The sequence below is a fragment of the Nocardioides sp. GCM10030259 genome (genome assembly GCF_042666375.1).
Lineage (GTDB): Bacteria > Actinomycetota > Actinomycetes > Propionibacteriales > Nocardioidaceae > Nocardioides.
Genome location: NZ_JBHTDF010000018.1, coordinates 307,864 through 326,041, shown reverse-complemented (window position 1 = coordinate 326,041; position 18,178 = coordinate 307,864). Strand labels below are relative to the sequence as shown.

Here is an 18,178-nt window from a genome sequence, read left to right as displayed (position 1 = left end):
GCTACGAACGGCGACGTCCCCATCCGACACCTTCCGCGGAGATTGCGACAGCCTCCGCGGTGGCGGCGACCCCTCAAGCCCGGTGGCGCACGGCCGATCTGGGTGACCGAGTCCCCTTCGGTCCCAGGAGAGCCATGTCCGTCGTACGTCGTCGAGTCGTCCCGGTGCTGGGCGCGCTCGCCTCGGCCGCGCTCCTCTGCGGCCTGACGACGGCGCCGGCACCGACGGTCCGGGCGACCGTCCCGGGCCCGGCGGTCGAGCGCGTGGAGCACGCGCACGGCGTCCAGGTGCGACGCGCGCGCGTCGTGACCGGCACGGTCGCCGACCGCACGGCGTACACGGGGGGCCGGATCCGGATCTCCGGGACCGCCGTGACGGAGAAGCGGCACGGGCGGGCCCGGTCCCGCACGGTCCGGGTCGTCGAGCGCCTGTACGGCCGGTGGAAGCGGGTCGAGTCCACGCGCACCGACCGGGACGGCGCGTGGTCCGTCGTGCTCGCCGCCGGCACGGAGCCCAGGACCCGTACGTTCCGCGCCGAGGTCAACCGGAGCCGCGGCCTGCGCGCCGGCACCTCTCCCTCCATCGACGTCGACGTGGTCGCGCCGCCGGCGACGGATCCGGCGCCGACCACCCCGGCGCCGACCACCCCGCCGGTCGAGCCGGCCACGGCCGGCCAGTCCGGCGACTGGACCTACCTGTTCGACGGGGGCTCCCGCTGGAACCCCTGCACCGAGATCCGCTGGGCCTACAACCCGAACGGCCAGGGCTACGACGCGCTCCCCGACATCCAGCAGGCCTTCGCCAGGATCGCCGCTGCCTCCGGGCTGCGGTTCCGCTACGTCGGCGCGACCCAGTGGCGCTACCGCGGCGCGATCGACGACGCGAGCGGCTTCCCCGCCAGCACTGCCGACATCGCCGTCGGCTGGGCCAACCAGTCCGAGCTGCCCGCGCTCGCCGGCAACACGGTCGGGTACGGCGGCGCCAGCGGCTGGACGGTCCGCAACGCCGACGTGCGCTACCGCCTGTACCGCGGCTACCTCGTGCTCGACAACGGCCACGCGCTGCCGACCGGGTTCGACAAGTCCGGGTGGGGCCAGATCGAGCTCCACGAGATCCTGCACTCGCTCGGCCTCGGCCACGCCGCGTCGTCGAACCAGCTGATGTACGGCACCGCGTCCTCGCGCAACCTGACGTTCGGTGCGGGCGACCTGGCCGGCATGGCCAGGATCGGCTCCCCGGCGGGCTGCCTGTCCTGACGAGCTAGCGGCCCACCTCGACCTCGGCCAGCCGCCGCTCGACGGCCTGCCGCGCCTGGTCGTAGACCGCGTTGCTGCCGAGCAGCAGCGAGCGCAGGTTGGCCGCGTCGAGGTAGGCGACGAGGTCGAAGGCGAGCAGGTCGGCATCGACGTCGGCGCGGACCTCGCCCGCGGCCTGGGCCTCCCGGATGGTCTCCGCGATCAGGCCGACCCACTCCGCGTCGGCCGCGGCGATCGCGTCGCGCACCGCGCCGGGCCGGGCGGCGTACTCGTGCGCGGCGCGGGCGAAGAAGCAGCCGCCGGGGAACCGGCGGTCGCTGGAGTACTCCAGCCACGTGTCGAGCAGCAGCCGCAGTCGCGCGATGCCCTGGGTCGACCCGTGCGCCGGCTCGATCACCGTCTGCACGAAGATCGCCCGGGCCGCGCGGATCGTCGCGAGCTGGAGCTGCTCCTTGGTGCCGAAGTGGCCGATCAGGCCGCTCTTGCTGATCGACAGCTCGCTGGCCAGCCGGCCGATCGAGAGGCCCTCGAGGCCCTCGACCGACGCGAGGTCGACCGCCTTCCGGAGCACGACCCGGCGGGTCCGGTCGCCGCGGCGCACCCGCCCGTCGGTGCTGGCGTCGGTGCTGCCGTCGGCGCTCTCGTCGACCAGTTGCTCGCTCATCGGCTCCAGCCTAGTTCTCGGAAAGGAGTTGACTCCACGAACAAAGAGTACGATCGTTCGTATTGTTTAGTCATCTTTCCGAGAGAGGCCCCCGATGACCACCACCGACCTCCCCGTCCGGATCGCCCCCGCCGCGCCACGCCGCACGGGCGTCGGCGTCGCGGCCGTCGCGGCCGTCCTCAACACCACGGCCCGTCTCTCGCCGCGGGTCGCGGGCCGACTCGCCCTCGAGCTCTGGCGCCGGCCGGGCCGACCGGTGGGCGTGCGTGCCGGGGAGCGGGCCGTCCACGACGCGGCCCGGGTGGAGGTCGTCGAGCACGCCGGCTCCGAGGTGACGACGTACGCCTGGGGTGACGGCGCCCGCCCGGTGCTGGTGGTCCACGGCTGGGGAGCGCGGGCCTCCCGGTTCGCCGACGTCGTGGCCGCGCTGCTGGCGACCGGCCACAGCCCCGTCGCCTACGACGCCTGGGGGCACGGCGCGACGCGCGGGCCGGTGCGCACGATCCTCGAGCACCGGGCCGTGGTCGGTGAGCTCGAGCGCCGGCACGGCCCGTTCGTCGGCGTGGTCGCGCACTCGTTCGGTGTGCCGGTCGCGTTGTACGCCGTGCGCACCGGGCTCTCGGCCGACCGGGTCGTGGCCGTCAGTGGGATGGGCGACTTCGGCTACCTCGTGGACACGTTCTGCGACCGGCTCGGGCTCGACGCCCGCGTCGGCGTGGCGCTGCGCCGGGCGATCGAGCGGAACTGGTTCGCGGGCGACACCGGCATCTGGGCGGACTTCTCGCCGCAGGCCGTGCCCGGCACCGAGGTGCTCGTCGTCCACGACGCCGGCGACCGGGTCGTCGACCGGGGCCAGGCCGACGTGCTGGTCGCGGCCCTCGGAGACGGCACGCGACTGGTCGAGACGACCGGCCTCGGCCACGGCCGCATCCTCCACGACCCGGCGGTGGTCGCCGAGGCCGTGGCCTTCCTGGACGGAGCGCCCACATGAGCGCCGTACGCATCCGGGCGGCGCGACCCGGCGACCGCGCCGCCGTCGCCGAGCTGCTCCGCGGGCTGAGCGCCGAGTCGTCGTACCGCCGCTTCCAGACCGGCCTCGGACCCGAGGCGAGTGGGGCGGTCCTCGACGCGCTGCTGCCCGACGGCCTGCGCGGCGGCGCCGTGCTGGCGTACGTCGGCGACGCCCCGGTCGGCCACGGCGTCTGGGTACGCGCCGGTGCGTCTCGCGTCGCCGAGATCGGGCTCGTCGTCGCGGACGGCCACCAGGGCCGGGGGATCGGCTCCGCGCTCGCCCGGGCCGTGATCGACGACCTCGCCGCCCGGGGCATCGAGCGCGTCGAGGTCTTCGCGACCGCGACCAACCAGGCCGTGATCCGGATGGTCACCCGGCACGCGCCGGACGCCGTGCGCGAGCGGGACGGCGCGACCGTGACCTACTCCTTCCCGACCCCTGCGCGCGAGGACTGGCGCGCCCACCGCACCGGCAGCCCCGCCACCGTCTCGAGGGGACCGCGCCGGCCGGCGAGCACGAACGCCGCGCCGACGGTGAGCAGGACGAGGACGTGGTCGGGGTACGTCGAGGGGACCTCGGGCGGCCAGACGTCCGGCGTGCGCATGACCACGTGAAGTGAGTAGAGCGTGAGCGTCATGGTGCCAGCGCCGAAGACGATCGCGAGGGCGGCGGCGCCGGGGCGGGGGAGGACGCGCTCGACCAGCAGGCAGGTCGCGATCACGAACACGGCGCTGCCGATGGTCTGGGCGAGGTCGAACGGCGTGGCCGAGTGCGGGGCGACCACCAGCAGCCAGGACCAGTCGCCGCCGGTGGGCGTCGTACCGAACATGCCGGCGGCGTTCTCGGCGGCCACGACCGGGTCGACGAGCGAGCGGGAGACCTGGGTGGCGACCAACGCGAGGCCGAGGCCGCCCGCTGCGAGCCCCGCGAGCAGGCCGGTGTCGCGCAGGTCGGCGCGGCCGAGGGCGAGGCCGACGAGCAGGTAGGCCAGCCACGGCACCACCGGGTAGTAGCCGGTGAACAGCAGCTCGCTCGCGAGCTGGCCCAGGTCGGAGAGCTGGCCGAACGTCGGGCTGTCGAAGCCGCGCGGGGGCAGGTGCGGCCGCACCAGGTGGGAGACCATGGGTGCGAGAACCACCCACCCGACGGCGAGGACCACGAGGGCGCGCAGGCGCAGCAGCGTGAACGGCAGCCCGAGCAGGAACAGCAGGCCGTAGTAGGTCAGGATGATCGCGATGCCGGTCTCGAGGCCGCCGAGCACGAGGCCGAGCGCGGCGATCAGCAGCGCCCGCGTCGCGATGCCCGCCGAGCGCAGTGCCAGCGGCCGCCCGCGCAGCGGCTCGCGGGTCATCAGCGCCAGGCTGACGCCGGCCAGCACCGCGAAGAGAGCCGACGCCCGGCCACCCGCCAGCCACTGCGCGAAGGTCAGCTCGCCCGCCGGCGTCCGCTCGTCCAGCACGTGCGTGGCGACCATCCCGAGCAGCGCCAGGCACCGCGCGACGTCCAGCCCGACGAGCCGACCCTCAGGGGTCGCCCGACGGACCAGGTTCATCGACGCGCCGCCCGCCACTCGTCCGCGAGCAGCGCGTAGCCGAGCCCGTCGAGCCAGCCCCGGTCGCGGTGCAGCGACTCGCGGACGTTGTAGGCCTCGCGGCGCATGCCGATCCGCTCCATGATCCGCCAGGACGCGACGTTGTCGGCGAAGCAGAGGGCGGTGACCCGGTAGAGCCCGAGGTCGTCGAAGCAGATGCCCAGCAGCGCGGCCGCCGCCTCGGTCGCGTACCCCTGGCCGGCGTGCTCCGGTGCGATCACCCAGCCGAGCTCGGCCTGCCGGTCCCGGGCCTGGTCGGCGACCTCGTGCTGGGCCCACGGCGACTCGATGCGCAGCATCAGGTCGCCGACGGCGACGCCGTCGCGCTCGATGACGAGCGTGCTGGCGAGCCGGTCGTCCGCGAGGAACATCTCGGCGTACTCGTCGCGGTCGGTGATGGCGCCCGTCAGCCACTCGCTGACCTCGGGCACCCGGCGGTAGGCCCAGGTCGCGTCGACGTCGTCGGCGGTCGCCGGCCGGATCGTGAGCCGCTCGGTGCGCACCGGCCAGGTGACGGCGCTGAGGTCCTGGGGCATGCGCCGATCTTCCCTGATGGACACCAGTGTTCGGCAGCGACTTCGCGTGGGTAGGGCACCCCTCATGTCCTCGACGACCGCAGACGCCCGCGAGCGCGGCCTGGCCCGCTTCGCGCAACGCACCGCCGCAGCCACCGAGAAGTGGTTCCCCGACGCGTACGTCTTCGCCCTCCTCGGCGTGGTCGTCGTCTGCGTCGCGGCGCTCATCAACGGGGCGTCGCCCCGCACGGTCGTCGAGACGTTCGGCGACGGGTTCTGGGACCTCGCCGAGTTCACGCTGCAGATGGCGATGGTCGTGCTGACCGGGTACGTCGTCGCGACCTCCGCCCCGGTCGCGCGCATCATCGAGCGGATCGCCCGCTACCCCTCCAGCGCGGCGGGCGCGGTGGCGTTCGTGGCGCTGATGTCGTGCCTGGTCTCGTTGCTGAACTGGGGCCTGAGCCTGGTGTTCAGCGGCCTGCTCGCCCGGGCGATCGCACGCCGTACCGACCTGCGCGCCGACTACCGGGCGCTGGGCGCCGCGGCGTACATGGGCCTGGGGGCGGTCTGGGCGCTCGGTCTCTCCTCGTCGGCGGCGCAGCTGATGGCGACCCCGGAGTCCCTGCCGCCGGAGCTGCTGGAGATCACGGGCGTGCTCGACTTCGGCGCGACCATCCTGACGTGGCAGTCGCTGACGATGGCGGCCGTGCTGATCGCGCTGACGGTCGCGATCGCCTGGGCGTCGGCCCCGAAGGGCGACGCGGTCCGCACGGCGGCGGACATGGGCGTCGACATCACCGACGACGTCGAGGCGGCTCCGCCGCGGTCGCGGCCGGGCGAGTGGCTGGAGTACTCGCCGATCCTCCCGGCGATCATCGGGATCCTCACGGCGGGCTGGCTCGTCGTGCAGCTCTCGACGCTGCCCGTGCTCACGGTCCTGAGCAACCTCTACGGCTACCTGATGGTCTTCCTCGTCCTCGGCATGGTGCTGCACAAGACCCCGCGGGCGTTCCTGCTCGCGACCGCGAAGGCGGTGCCGGCGACCGCCGGCGTGCTGGTGCAGTTCCCGTTGTACGCCGCGATGGCGGCCGTGCTCACCCGCGCGACCGGGAACGGCGGCTCGAGCGTCTCCGAGCACCTGGCCGATCTCTTCACCGACCTCGGTGGCTCGGGCGGCTTCGCGGTGGTGGTCGCGGTCTACACGATCATCCTGGGCCTGCTGGTCCCGTCGGGCGGCGGCAAGTGGCTCGTCGAGGCGCCGTACGTCATGCAGTCGGCCACCGACGTGCAGATGAACCTCGGCTGGACCGTGCAGATCTACAACGCGGCGGAGGCCCTTCCCAACCTGATCAACCCGTTCTTCATGCTGCCGCTGCTGGCGGTGCTCGGGCTGCGCGCCCGCGACCTCGTCGGGTTCACGTTCCTGCAGTTCATCTTCCACCTGCCGGTGGTGCTGTTCCTGCTGTGGCTGCTCGGCCTCACCTTCGACTTCGAGGCGCCGGTGCCGCCGTAGCCGCTAGCCGAGCGCGGCCTCGCGCAGCGGGTGCGGCACCACGGCGAGGGACATCTGCCCCAGCCAGGCCGGCACCGCACGGCGTACGTCGGAGGGTGCGTCGATCTGCACGTCGCCCGCGCGCAGCGCGTCGGCCCAGGTGCGGTCGACCCGCCACAGCCGGACCATCGTCGCCAGCGTGGTGGCGACCGTGGCCGCGACCTCGAAGCCGGGGTCGTAGTCGCACACGTCGGCGTCGTCGCCGTTGACGACCAGCCACCACGAGCCCGTGCTCGCCGGCTGGTCGGTGAACACGAACTGCACGACGGTCCGGCGCCGCGGCCACTCGTCCAGGGGCACCGTGCGGCGGATGTCCCAGAGCAGCAGGTGGGGGTCGAGGTCGTCCTCGCCGAGCTCGCCGATCCAGCGGATGCCCCACGCGCCGAGTCCCTCCACGACCGGCCGGAGCTCCATCCCGCACTCGGTGAGGTGATAGCTCGTGCGCCCGTCGACGATGTCGCGGCGGATGACTCCCGCGCGCTCGAGGCTGCGCAGCCGCTTGGAGAGCAGGGCCGGCGACATCTTCGGGTTGCCGCGCCGCAGCTCGTTGAAGTGGGTGCTGCCGGCCATCAGCTCCCGGACGACGAGCAGCGTCCACCGCTCGTCGAGCACCTCCATGGCCTTGGCCACCGGACAGAACTGGCCGTACGTCGCCATCGCGAACCTCCCCGCTCCCGCACACCAGTAGACGCCCGGCTGTGGGTCCAGCACCAGTACAGATCGTGAACCGGTGGTGGTTCAGACCTGGCACTGGAGGCGGAGCGGTGAGCTGGCGGACGCTTCTTGCCATGACCACCACAGCGACCACCATCACTCAGAACCCCACTCCCCTCTGGGCTCTCGGCGACTACCACGCCGTGTCCACCGACGTGATCGCCCCGCTCGGCCGCCGCGTCGTCGAGGCAGCCGGCATCGGTGCGGGGCAGCACGTCCTCGACGTCGCCGCCGGCACCGGCAACTCCGCGCTGCCGGCGGCCCGCACCGGCGCCGACGTCGTGGCCTCCGACATCACGCAGGAGCTCCTCGACATCGGCACCTGGATCGCCGTCACCGAGGGCCTCGAGCTCGACTGGCGTGTCGACGACGCGCAGGCGCTGCCGTACGACGACGGCGAGTTCGACGCGGCGATCTCGTGCGTCGGCGTGATGTTCGCACCACGCCACCAGGACGCCGCCGACGAGCTGCTGCGCGTCGTACGCCCCGGGGGCCGGATCGGCCTGATCAGCTGGACTCCCGAGGGGTTCATCGGGCGGATGTTCGCGATCATGAAGCCCTACGCCCCGCCCCCGCCGCCCGGCGCACAGCCGCCGCCGCTGTGGGGCGACGAGGGCCACGTGCGCGGACTGCTCGGCGACCGGGTGACCGAGGTCAAGGCGGTCCGCGAGCGGCTGCCGGTCGACCGCTTCGCGTCGGGTGCGGAGTTCCGCGACTTCTTCAAGGCCGTCTACGGCCCGACGATCGCGGTCTACCGCTCCATCGCCGACGACCCCGGCCGGGTCGCCGCGCTCGACGCCGCGCTGGCCGCGCTCGGGGACGACGCGCTGGACGCCGGCGGGATGGAGTGGGAGTACCTGCTCGTCACGGCGGTCCGGGCGTGACACCGGTCAGGAGTCGAAGCCGAGGCCGACGGCGTCGAGGGCGCGCAGCCACAGGTTCCGCCGCCCCTCGCGGTGGTCGGCGCGGTCGAGCGACCAGCGCGTCGCGTTGATGCCGACGGTCGCCAGCGGCTCCGGCGGGAACGGCAGCGGCTTGCGGCGCACCATCTCCAGTCGGGTGCCCGGCGTCGACAGCCCGGAGAGCCGGTCGAGCATCACCTCGGCGGCGAACCGGGTGGCTCCGACGCCCAGACCGGTGAAGCCCGCGGCGTACGCCACGCGGCCGCGCGCGGCCAGCCCATGGAACGCCGTGAACTGCGTCGAGGTGTCGATCGCCCCGGCCCACCGGTGCGTGAAGCGGATGCCCTCGAGCTGCGGGAAGGTCGCCAGGAAGTGGGAGGCCAGCCGGCGGTAGGTCTTCGGGCGGTCCTCGTACGACGCGCGCACCCGCCGCCCCGGGTGGTAGATCGCGTCGTACCCGCCCCACAGGATCCGGTCGTCGGCGGTCAGCCGCGCGTAGTGGAACTGGTTGGCGACGTCGCCGAGCCCCTGCCGGTTGGCCCACCCGACCGACGCCAGCTGCGCGGACGACAGCGGCTCGGTCATCAGCACGTAGTCGTAGACCGGCACGGTCATCAGTCGGGCTCGGCGCAGCAGCGACGGGAAGACGTTGGTGGCCAGCGCGACGCGGTCGGCGGTGACGGTGCCGCCGGTGGTGCGGACCGCCGCCGGTCCGCGGGTCGGGGCGTCGAGCCCGGTCACCCGGGTGTGCTCGTGGATCTCGACGCCGAGGTCGCTCGCCACGCGGGCGAGCTCGCGCGCCAGCCGGGCAGGGTGCACCAGCGCGCAGCCATCGCGGTCCCAGTCGCCGGCGAGGAAGAGCGGGCTGTCGATCTCGGCGCGGACGGCGTCGCGCTCGAGCGCGCGCGGCCCGAGCCACGCGACCTGGTGCGGCTCGACGGCGACGCTCAGCGTGCCCGTGCGCTCGAGCTGGCAGTCGAGGCCGAGCTCGCGGACGTCGGCCTCGAGGGCGTCGAGGTTCTCGTGGCCGAGCCGCTCGAGCTCGTCGTACTCGTCGGGCCAGCGTGCGTGGCCGTTCTCCTCGCCGTGGGTGAGGCTGGCCTCGCAGAAGCCGCCGTTGCGGCCGGACGCCGCCCAGCCGACCGTGCCCGCCTCGAGCACGACGACGCGGGCGCCGGGGTTGCGCCGCTTCGCGAGCAGCGCGGTCCACAGCCCGCAGTAGCCGCCGCCGACGACGGCCAGGTCCGCGGTGGTCGACGCGGTCAGCGGGTCGTACGTCGTCGCCGGGGCGTCCTCCAGCCAGAACACCGCGTGCCGCGCACCCGCGAGTGCGGACTCGACCTCCGCGCTCGCGGGTGCGTGACGTTCGTAGGCGGTCGGGCTACCGCGCATGCAGGTCGCCGGCCTTGAGCGCGTCGTCGAGGATCGCGAGCCCCTCGCGTGCCTCGTCGTCGCTCATCGTGCACGGCGGCACCACGTGGATCCGGTTGGTGCTGGCGAAGGGCAGCAAGCCGGCCGACGTGCAGGCCGCGACCACGTCGCCGAGCTGTGCCGGGGACAGCATCTCCTTGCTGGCGCGATCGGTGACGAGGTCGAGCGCCCAGAAGGCGCCGACCCCGCGCACGTCGCCGACGCACGCGTGCCGCTCGGCGAGCTCGGCGAGGCCGGGCCCGAGGACCTCGCGGCCGAGCCGGTCGGCGCGCTCGACGATGCCCTCGTCGCGCATCGTCCGGATGGTCGCGACGGCGGCCGCGCAGGCCAGCGGGTGGCCTGAGTAGGTGAGGCCGCCGGGGTAGGGCACGTGGTCGAACGTCGCCGCGATCCGGTCGCTGATGATCACGCCGCCGAGCGGCACGTAGCCGGAGTTCACGCCCTTCGCGAACGTGATGAGGTCCGGCACCACGTCGTACCGGTCCAGCGCCAGCCACGAGCCGGCGCGACCGAACCCGGCCATCACCTCGTCGAGCACCATGACGATGCCGTGCCGGTCGCACAGCTCGCGGACGCCGGCGAGGTAGCCGGGCGGCGGCGGGAAGACGCCGGCCGTGCCGGGGATCGTCTCGAGGATGATCGCGGCGATCGTCTGCGGTCCCTCGGCCTCGATCGTGCGGCGCAGGTGGGCGAGCGCGCGCTCGCACTCCTCCTCCTCGGTCGTCGCGTGGAACTCCGAGCGGTAGAGGAACGGGCCGAAGAAGTGCACGGTGCCGGCCGTCGCGGTGTCGTTGGCCCAGCGCCGCGGGTCGCCGGTGACGTTGATCGCCGTCTGGGTGCCGCCGTGATAGCTGCGGTACGCCGAGAGCACCTTGAACCGCCCGGTGTGCAGGCGGGCCATGCGGAGGGCGTGCTCGTTGGCGTCGGCGCCGCCGTTGGTGAAGAAGACCTTCTCGAACCCGTCGGGAGCGAGCCCCGCGATCAGCTCGGCCGCGTGCGCCCGCTGCTCGTTGGCGTGCGCCGGGGCGACCGTGCACAGCCGGTCGGCCTGCTCCTTGATCGCCGCGACGACGCGCGGGTGCTGGTGGCCGACGTTGGTGAAGACCAGCTGGCTGGAGAAGTCCAGGTAGCGCCGGTCCTCGTCGTCCCACACGTAGGAGCCGCGCGCCGCGGTGATCACCATCGGGGTGATCTCGGCCTGCGCGGACCAGGAGTGGAAGACGTGCCTGCGGTCGAGCTCGTACGCCGTGCTCATGGTTCCTCTTCTCAGTGATTCCGGGGGAAGGCGAGCTCGAGGCCGCCGGCGGTCGCGGGGTCGGGCCAGCGGGTCGTGACGACCTTGCCCCGGGTGAAGAAGTGCACGCCCTCGGTGCCGTGGGCGTGGGCGTCGCCGAAGAGCGACGCCTTCCAGCCGCCGAAGGAGTAGTAGGCCATCGGCACCGGGATCGGCACGTTGACGCCGATCATGCCGACCTGCACGTCGGTCTCGAACGCGCGGGCCGCGCCGCCGTTGCCGGTGAAGATCGCGGTGCCGTTTCCGTACTTGTTGGCGTTCACCAGGTCGAGCGCCTCCTGGTAGGTGTCCGCGCGCACGACGCTGAGCACCGGGCCGAAGATCTCGTCGGTGTAGATGCTCATCGACGGGGCGACGTGGTCGAAGAGCGTGGGGCCGAGCCAGAAGCCGTCGTTCGCGCCGTCGGCGTCGACCTTGCGCCCGTCGACGACCAGGGTCGCGCCCTCGGACTCGCCGGCGTCGACGTACGACGCGACCTTGTCACGGTGCACCTCGGTGACCAGGGGCCCCATGTCCGTGTCCCTGGCCCCGTCGCCGATCTTCAGCGTGCGGGTGCGCTCGGCGATCTTCTCGACCAGCGCGTCGCCGGTGTCGCCGACCGCGACGACGACGCTGATCGCCATGCACCGCTCGCCGGCCGAGCCGAAGCCGGCGCTGACCGCGGCGTCCGCGGCCAGGTCGAGGTCGGCGTCGGGCAGCACGACCATGTGGTTCTTGGCGCCGCCGAGGGCCTGCACCCGCTTGCCGGCGCGGCCGGCGCGCTCGTAGACGTACTCGGCGATCGGGGTCGAGCCGACGAAGCTGATCGACGCGACGTCCGGGTGGTCGAGCAGCCCGTCGACCGCGACCTTGTCGCCCTGGAGCACGGTGAAGACGCCGTCGGGGAGGCCCGCCTCGCGCCAGAGCTCGGCCATCCAGATCGAGGCGGACGGGTCCTTCTCGCTGGGCTTCAGCACCACCGCGTTGCCGGCGGCGATCGCGATGGGGAAGAACCACATCGGGACCATCGCGGGGAAGTTGAACGGGCTGATGATGCCCACCACGCCGAGCGGCTGCCGGATCGAGTGGACGTCGACGCCGCTGGAGACCTGCGGTGAGCTGCCGCCCTTGAGCAGGTGCGGGATGCCGCACGCGAACTCGACGACCTCCTGGCCGCGGGACACCTCGCCCAGCGCGTCGGAGCGCACCTTGCCGTGCTCGGCCGTGATGATCGCGGCGAGCTCCTCCTTGCGGGAGTTCAGCAGCTCGCGGAACCGGAAGACCACCTGCGTCCGCGCGCTGACCGAGGTGCGCGCCCAGTCGACCGACGCCTTCCTCGCCGAGGCGACCGCGGCCTCGATCTCCTCGGGGCCGGCGAACGCGACCCGGCCGGTCACCTGCCCGGTCGCGGGGTTGGTGACGTCGCCGGCCCTCGCGCCGGAGCCGGGGTGGGCCCGGCCGTCGATCCAGTGCGGGATGGTCTGCATTGCCGTGTCCATGCCGCTCATCGTGCCGCGGCATCCGCCGGTGCGCGAGGGACGACCTGTCGCTTCATAACAGTGTTGTGGGACAGTACGTCGCATGCCGGTCACCGTCCGCGAGGCGCTCGCGCTGCCCGTGCTCGCCGCGGGCGACCCGGTCGTGCTCGGCGGCGAGTCCGGTCTCGACGCGGTGCTCCGCTGGGTGCACGTCTCCGAGGTGCGCGACATCGGCGCGATGCTCGCCGGGGACGAGCTGGTGCTGACGACCGGCCTCGGCATGGCCGCGTCGGCGGACGCGTCCGACGACTTCGTGCGGCAGCTCGTCGAGGTCGGAGCCGCCGGGCTGGTGATCGAGCTCAGCGCGGCGTATCCCTCCGTGCCGGAGCCGGCGCTGCGCCGGGCGCGGGCGGCCGGGTTCCCGGTGGTGGCGCTCAACCGGGGCGTGCGCTTCGTCGAGGTGACCGAGCAGGTGCACCGGGCGATCGTGGCGGAGCAGTTCGAGGAGGTGCGGTTCGCGGGCGACGTGCACCAGACCTTCACGGAGCTGGGACTGGCCCGCGCGCCGATGGGCCGGCTGGTCGAGGCGGCGGCCGACCTGGCCGGCGGGTCGGTCGTGCTCGAGGACCTGTCGCGGCGGGTGCTGGTCGCGGCCGCGCGTGGCGAGCCGGTCGACCGGCTGCTCACCGACTGGGAGCGCCGCTCCCGGCTGACGCCGTTCGCGCGGGCGACGGCCCGCAGCGGGCCGGAGTCGTGGCTGTCGACACCGGTCGGCATCCAGGGCGGCGCGTGGGGGCGGGTCGTGGTCACTGCCGTGCGCGACGAGGCGCGGGCGCGGCTGGTCGTCGAGCGCCTGGCGCAGGCGCTCGAGCTCGGCCGGATGATCGACCGCGACGACACGGCGATCCAGCTGCGCGTGCACGGAGGCTTCCTCCTCGACCTGCTCGACGACCGTCTCGGCGCGGAACCGGTCGCCGCCGCGCGGCTGCGCGCGCTCGGGGTGCCGGGCTCGACGGCGTACGTCGGGTCAGTGGCGCGCCTGCGCTCCGACGTGCCCGCCGAGGTGGACGCCGCGCACCGACGGCTGGCGGCGCTGAGCGAGCAGGTCGTGGCCGCGGTGGGGGAGGCGCCGGCCCTGGTCGGAGCGCTCGACGCCGGGCACGTCGGGCTGCTGGTCGCCGACGACTCGGTGCTCGACCGCATCGCCCGCGAACTGGTCGCCCGCGAGCCCGACGCCGTCCTCGCCGCCGGTCAGCCGGTCCCGCGCGTGCTTGCCGCCGCCGCGTCGCTGCGGTCGGCCCGGGCGGTCGCCGACGTCGCGGCGACGATGCCGGGCGTCGACGGGTGCGTGCGCCAGGCGGACATCCGGCTGCCCGGCCTGCTGATGTCGCTGCGCCAGGATGCCCGGCTGCAGGAGTTCGCCGAGGCCGAGCTCGGCCGGCTGCTCGAGCACGAGGCGCGGCACGGCGGGGGGCTGGTCGACCTGCTGCGGCAGTTCCTCGCCGTCGGCGGCAACAAGACCGAGCTGGCCCGGGTCGCCGGCCGCAACCGCACCTCGCTCTACCCCGCGCTGCGCCGGCTCGAGGAGCTGGTCGGTCACCCGCTCGACGACCCCGGCTCGCGGCTGTCCCTCGGCGTGGCGCTGCTGGCCTACGACCAGGGGCGCAGCCTGTAGCCGTCGAGATTCACCGGGTACCCGGTGAATCTCGATCTTCTCGGCTGCAGTTGCACGACGGGAGCACGAGTTCCTCGACAGAAGTGCGGCTCCGGCACGTGGATGACGTGCCGGCTACTCCGTGGCGGCCATCGTCGCGCCGAGGCCGATCATCATGACGCCGCCGGCGACGCCGAGCGTGTCGAGACGCTGCGGCCGGCGGGCGAACCAGTCCCGCGCCCGGCCCGCCGCGATCGCCCACAGGCTGTCGGAGCAGAGCGCCATCGCGCCGAAGACGACACCGAGCAGCGCGAGCTGGAGGCCGGTGTGACCGGCCGACTCGTTGACGAACTGCGGCAGGAACGCCACGAAGAACACGATGGTCTTCGGGTTCGTGACCCCGACGGTGAAGCCGATCCGCAGGGAGCGGCGCGCCGACGCCCGCGCGACCGTGACGTCGACCGCACCGAGGCTGGCCCGCGCGTCGGCGCGGTGCCGGATCGCCTGGATGCCGAGCCACACGACGTACGCCGCGCCCACGATCTTCAGCGCGGTGTAGGCCTGGGCGCTCGCAGCGACGACCGCACCGAGGCCGACGGCGACGAGGAGCACCTGCACGGTCACGCCCAGCGCGTTGCCGACGACCGAGAGCAGGGCGTCGCGGCGACCGACCGTCAGGGCGCGGCCGATCGTGAAGAGCAGGCTTGGTCCAGGGAGCTCGACGAAGAGCACGCTCGCCACCAGGAAGGCGAGCCACTGGCTGGTCGTGGGCATGTCGACCATTGTGGTCCGGCCCTCCCGCCGGAGCATCCGGTTTGTCCATCCGTAAAGATGAACCCATGGGGGCCGGTCACTCGCACGGGTCGCACCGGGCCGGTGGCGACGCAGGCCTCCAGGTCGCGCGCGGGCCCCGGCTGGCGCTGCTGACGTCGCTCGCGGTCGCCCTGGTCGCCGCGGTCGTCGGGCTGGTCGTGCTCTGGCCCGACGGCGGCGAGATCGACCGGATCAAGGAGGGCGCTCCGTTCGCCGTGGAAGGGGTCACCTTCCCGACCGCGACCATCGACGAGGTCGGCCGGCCGTGCGCCGCCGACGAGGTCGGCACGGACAGCGACTGCGGCACCCTCCGGGTGACGGTGGACGCCGGAGCCGGCGAGGGGGAGACGGTCACCGTCAACGTCCCCCCGCACGTCATGGACTCCGGCCTGGCCCCCGGCGACCGGATCAAGGTCCAGCGCACGCCGGGCCAGGACGGCGGCGACGCGGCGTACTCCTACTTCGGCACGGAGCGCTCCACGCCCCTGATGGTGCTCGCGCTCGCGTTCGTCGGACTGGTGCTCCTCGTGGCCCGGTGGCGCGGCTTCTTCGCGCTGCTCGGCCTGGTGTTCAGCGGGTTGGTGATCTGGAAGTTCGTGCTGCCGGCCCTGCTCACCGGCGGCTCCGGCGTCGCCGTCGGCCTGACGGGCGCCACGGTGATCCTGTTCGTCGTCCTCTACTCGACGCACGGCGTCTCCCTGCGCACCAGCTCCGCCCTGGCCGGCACCATCGTCGGGGTGCTCGTCACCGCGGGCATCGGGGTGGTGGCCACCTCGGCCGCCCGGCTGACCGGCGTCGCCGACGAGCAGGCCGGGATCCTGCAGGCGCTGGCGGGCGGCCTCGACTTCCAGAGCCTCTTCGCGTGCGCCGTGCTGATCGCGGGGCTCGGCGTCCTCAACGACGTCACGATCACCCAGTCGTCGGCCGTCTGGGAGATCCGGGCGGCGTCACCGTCCATGGGGCGACCCGAGCTGTTCGCGAGCGGCATGCGGATCGGACGCGACCACATCGCGTCGACGATCTACACGATCGTCTTCGCGTACGCCGGCACGGCCCTCACGGTGCTGCTGGTGCTCCAGATCTACGGCCTCCCGGTGGGCGACCTGCTCACCACCGAGGACATCACCCAGGAGCTCGTCCGCACCCTCGCCAGCAGCATCGGCCTCGTGCTGGCGGTGCCCCTCACCACGGCCATCGCGACCCTGGTCGTGGCCGGCGCGTGGATCCCGGTGGACTTGTCCGAATGAGGCTGGCTTATGCTGACAAGCATGAGCCTGACCGAGCTGGAGCGCGCCGTCGTCGCGCTGCTGCGCCGGGACCCCATGATCGGGTCGGCCGGCATCGCCCGTGAGCTCGGCACCACGCGCGCCGCCGTCAACGTCCACCTGTCGAACCTCGGCAAGAAGGGCGTGATCCTCGGTCGCGGCTACGTGCTCAGCGAGCAGCGGTCGGTCGTGGTCGTCGGCGGCGCCAACATGGACGTCAAGGCGCGCAGCCGCAGCGCCGTCGTGGCGGCGACGAGCAACCCGGGCACCGCGACGATGTCGGCCGGGGGCGTGGGCCGCAACGTCGCCGAGAACCTCGCCCGGCTCGGCACCAGGACCCACCTGGTCGCCGCCGTGGGAGCCGACGCGCTCGGCGACCAGGTCCTCTCGGCGACGTCCGGAGCCGGGGTCCACGTCGAGCACGTACGCCGGAGCGCCCGGTCGACCGGCACCTACACCGCCGTGCTGGACGCCGACGGCGAGCTCGTCGTCGCCGTGGCCGACATGGCCGCGACCGACGGGCTCACCTCCGAGCACGTCGACGGCGCTCGGGACCTGCTCGCCGCCGCCGCGCTGGTCGTCCTGGACGGCAACCTCGCCACCCCGACGCTCGCTCTCGCCCTCGACCTGGCCGCCGCGGCCGGAGCGCGGGTCGTGCTGGAGCCGGTGAGCGTGCCGAAGGCGGCGGCGCTCGCGCCGTTGGTGACGAAGGACCACCCCATCCACGTGGTCACGCCCAACCGTGACGAGCTCGGCGCGCTCACCGGCCTGCCCACGCGCACCGCCCGGCAGGTCGAGAGGGCCGCCCGGGTCCTGCACGACCGCGGCGTCGAGCACGTCTGGGTGCGGCTGGGTGCCGACGGCTCGCTGCTCAGCGGTCCCGACGGGACGACCAGCCTCGCCGCCCTACCAGCCGAGGTCGTCGACGTCACCGGCGCCGGCGACGCGATGCTCGCCGCCTTCTGCCACGCCCTGCTCGACGGGACCGAACCGGCCGAGGCCGCGGCGTACGGCCACGCGGCCGCCGCCCTCACCGTCGCCAGCGCGCACACCGTCCGGCCCGACCTCACCGACCGACTCGTCAGGAGCACCACCGCATGACCACCCCGCACCCCGCCCTCCAGCTCGCGCCCGAGGTCGCGGACGCGCTCGCCGAGGGCCGCCCGGTCGTCGCCCTGGAGAGCACGATCATCAGCCACGGCATGCCGTACCCGCAGAACGTCGCCATGGCCACCGAGGTCGAGGGCATCGTCCGCGAGCACGGCGCGACGCCGGCGACGATCGCGATCCTCGGCGGCCGGGTGTGCGTCGGCCTGTCGCCCGAGCAGCTCGAGCTGCTCGCCAGCGACGACGACGTCACGAAGGTCAGCGTCCGCGACCTCCCGTACGTCGTGGCGCGCGGCGCCCACGGCGCCACGACCGTCGCCGCGACGATGCGGGTGGCCGCGATGGCGGGCATCCGGGTGTTCGTGACCGGCGGCCTCGGCGGCGTGCACCGCGGCGCGCAGCAGACCTTCGACGTCAGCGCCGACCTCACCGAGCTCGGCCAGACCTCGGTCGCCGTGGTCTCCGCCGGCGTGAAGTCGATCCTCGACATCGGCCTCACCCTCGAGACCCTCGAGACGCTCGGCGTGCCGGTGCTGGTCAACGGCAGCGACGAGTTCCCGTCGTTCTACTCGCGCTCCAGCGGCTTCGGCGCCCCGATGCGCGTCGACGGCGGCGCGGAGGTGGCGGCCGTGATGCGCGCGAAGTGGGACCTCGGCATCGACGGCGGCATCGTCATCGCCAACCCGATCCCGGCCGAGGACGAGATCCCCGCCGACGAGATCGGCGTGATCATCGACCAGGCGCTGGCCGACATGGACCGGCTCGGCATCCACGGCAAGGACGCCACGCCGTACCTCCTCGGCCGCATCGTCGAGATCACCGGCGGCGCCTCCCTGACCGCCAACATCGCGCTGGTGCGCCACAACGCCCGCCTCGGTGCGGCCGTCGCCGCGGCGTACGCCGGCCTCGGTGGTTGAGGGTGGTTTCGAGACAGGCGCTGGCGCGCCTTCC

At 73.7% G+C, this 18,178-nt stretch carries 16 protein-coding genes and 1 pseudogene; 9 read left to right on the top strand and 8 right to left on the bottom strand.

Annotation, left to right across the window (positions count from 1 at the left end; genetic code table 11):
- Positions 1 to 134 precede the first annotated feature (134 nt).
- Complete coding sequence (locus ACFQQI_RS14670) at positions 135 to 1,256, top strand: hypothetical protein (RefSeq protein ID WP_378564613.1); 1,122 nt, start codon at positions 135 to 137, stop codon at positions 1,254 to 1,256.
- A gap of 4 nt (positions 1,257 to 1,260) precedes the next feature.
- Here the strand turns inward: ACFQQI_RS14670 and ACFQQI_RS14665 are convergent, their stop codons facing one another.
- Positions 1,261 to 1,920, bottom strand: coding sequence for a TetR/AcrR family transcriptional regulator (locus tag ACFQQI_RS14665; RefSeq protein ID WP_378564610.1), 660 nt, complete (start codon positions 1,918 to 1,920; stop codon positions 1,261 to 1,263).
- A 94-nt stretch (positions 1,921 to 2,014) separates the two neighbouring features.
- Between ACFQQI_RS14665 and ACFQQI_RS14660 the strand changes: the two genes are divergently transcribed.
- Both ACFQQI_RS14660 and ACFQQI_RS14655 read left to right on the top strand, forming a co-directional pair.
- Positions 2,015 to 2,911: an alpha/beta hydrolase gene (locus ACFQQI_RS14660; protein WP_378564607.1), complete on the top strand. Its 897-nt coding sequence runs from the start codon at positions 2,015 to 2,017 to the stop codon at positions 2,909 to 2,911.
- Positions 2,908 to 3,294: pseudogene (locus ACFQQI_RS14655) on the top strand (GNAT family N-acetyltransferase); the annotation flags it as partial. The gene ACFQQI_RS14660 and the pseudogene ACFQQI_RS14655, both read left to right, overlap by 4 nt.
- Positions 3,295 to 3,353: 59 nt before the next feature.
- Here ACFQQI_RS14655 and ACFQQI_RS14650 read toward each other — a convergent pair.
- Positions 3,354 to 4,484: a heparan-alpha-glucosaminide N-acetyltransferase domain-containing protein gene (locus ACFQQI_RS14650; protein ID WP_378564604.1), complete on the bottom strand. Its 1,131-nt coding sequence runs from the start codon at positions 4,482 to 4,484 to the stop codon at positions 3,354 to 3,356.
- Positions 4,481 to 5,059 carry a GNAT family N-acetyltransferase gene (locus tag ACFQQI_RS14645; RefSeq protein WP_378564601.1) on the bottom strand — a complete coding sequence of 193 codons (579 nt, stop codon included), beginning with the start codon at positions 5,057 to 5,059 and terminating at the stop codon, positions 4,481 to 4,483. Before ACFQQI_RS14645 ends, ACFQQI_RS14650 begins: the two co-directional genes overlap by 4 nt.
- A 64-nt stretch (positions 5,060 to 5,123) precedes the next feature.
- On the opposite strand from ACFQQI_RS14645, the gene ACFQQI_RS14640 reads away from it, so the two are divergent.
- Complete coding sequence (locus tag ACFQQI_RS14640; RefSeq protein ID WP_378564598.1) at positions 5,124 to 6,551, top strand: short-chain fatty acid transporter; 1,428 nt, start codon at positions 5,124 to 5,126, stop codon at positions 6,549 to 6,551.
- Positions 6,552 to 6,554: 3 nt separating this feature from the next.
- Here ACFQQI_RS14640 and ACFQQI_RS14635 read toward each other — a convergent pair whose 3' ends face one another.
- Positions 6,555 to 7,301: a winged helix-turn-helix transcriptional regulator gene (locus tag ACFQQI_RS14635; RefSeq protein WP_378564595.1), complete on the bottom strand. Its 747-nt coding sequence runs from the start codon at positions 7,299 to 7,301 to the stop codon at positions 6,555 to 6,557.
- Between the two features lie 77 nt (positions 7,302 to 7,378).
- Here ACFQQI_RS14635 and ACFQQI_RS14630 point away from each other — a divergent pair, with 77 nt between their 5' ends.
- A complete protein-coding gene (locus ACFQQI_RS14630) occupies positions 7,379 to 8,188 on the top strand; it encodes a class I SAM-dependent methyltransferase (RefSeq protein ID WP_378564592.1) in 810 nt (269 codons plus the stop codon).
- 6 nt (positions 8,189 to 8,194) lie between these two features.
- On the opposite strand, the gene ACFQQI_RS14625 is transcribed toward ACFQQI_RS14630, so the two are convergent.
- From ACFQQI_RS14625 to ACFQQI_RS14615, 3 genes are read right to left on the bottom strand one after another with little or no spacing between them, the layout of a single operon-like run.
- Positions 8,195 to 9,598, bottom strand: coding sequence for an NAD(P)/FAD-dependent oxidoreductase (locus ACFQQI_RS14625; RefSeq protein WP_378564590.1), 1,404 nt, complete (start codon positions 9,596 to 9,598; stop codon positions 8,195 to 8,197).
- Positions 9,588 to 10,892 carry an aspartate aminotransferase family protein gene (locus tag ACFQQI_RS14620; RefSeq protein WP_378564587.1) on the bottom strand — a complete coding sequence of 435 codons (1,305 nt, stop codon included), beginning with the start codon at positions 10,890 to 10,892 and terminating at the stop codon, positions 9,588 to 9,590. The genes ACFQQI_RS14625 and ACFQQI_RS14620 overlap by 11 nt, the downstream gene beginning before the upstream one ends.
- 11 nt (positions 10,893 to 10,903) lie before the next feature.
- Positions 10,904 to 12,409: a CoA-acylating methylmalonate-semialdehyde dehydrogenase gene (locus ACFQQI_RS14615; protein WP_378564584.1), complete on the bottom strand. Its 1,506-nt coding sequence runs from the start codon at positions 12,407 to 12,409 to the stop codon at positions 10,904 to 10,906.
- Between the two features lie 82 nt (positions 12,410 to 12,491).
- Here ACFQQI_RS14615 and ACFQQI_RS14610 point away from each other — a divergent pair, with 82 nt between their 5' ends.
- Positions 12,492 to 14,063 carry a PucR family transcriptional regulator gene (locus tag ACFQQI_RS14610; RefSeq protein WP_378564581.1) on the top strand — a complete coding sequence of 524 codons (1,572 nt, stop codon included), beginning with the start codon at positions 12,492 to 12,494 and terminating at the stop codon, positions 14,061 to 14,063.
- A gap of 114 nt (positions 14,064 to 14,177) precedes the next feature.
- Here ACFQQI_RS14610 and ACFQQI_RS14605 read toward each other — a convergent pair whose 3' ends face one another.
- Complete coding sequence (locus ACFQQI_RS14605) at positions 14,178 to 14,816, bottom strand: LysE family translocator (protein WP_378564578.1); 639 nt, start codon at positions 14,814 to 14,816, stop codon at positions 14,178 to 14,180.
- Positions 14,817 to 14,881: 65 nt separating this feature from the next.
- Between ACFQQI_RS14605 and ACFQQI_RS14600 the strand changes: the two genes are divergently transcribed.
- The 3 genes from ACFQQI_RS14600 to ACFQQI_RS14590 are packed head-to-tail and all read left to right on the top strand — an operon-like array spanning position 14,882 to position 18,144.
- A complete protein-coding gene (locus ACFQQI_RS14600) occupies positions 14,882 to 16,102 on the top strand; it encodes a YibE/F family protein (protein ID WP_378564575.1) in 1,221 nt (406 codons plus the stop codon).
- A 21-nt stretch (positions 16,103 to 16,123) separates the two neighbouring features.
- Entirely contained in the window at positions 16,124 to 17,221 is a 1,098-nt protein-coding gene (locus tag ACFQQI_RS14595) for a PfkB family carbohydrate kinase (RefSeq protein ID WP_378564573.1), read from the top strand.
- Entirely contained in the window at positions 17,218 to 18,144 is a 927-nt protein-coding gene (locus tag ACFQQI_RS14590; RefSeq protein WP_378564570.1) for a pseudouridine-5'-phosphate glycosidase, read from the top strand. Before ACFQQI_RS14595 ends, ACFQQI_RS14590 begins: the two co-directional genes overlap by 4 nt.
- The last annotated feature ends 34 nt before the right edge of the window (positions 18,145 to 18,178 follow it).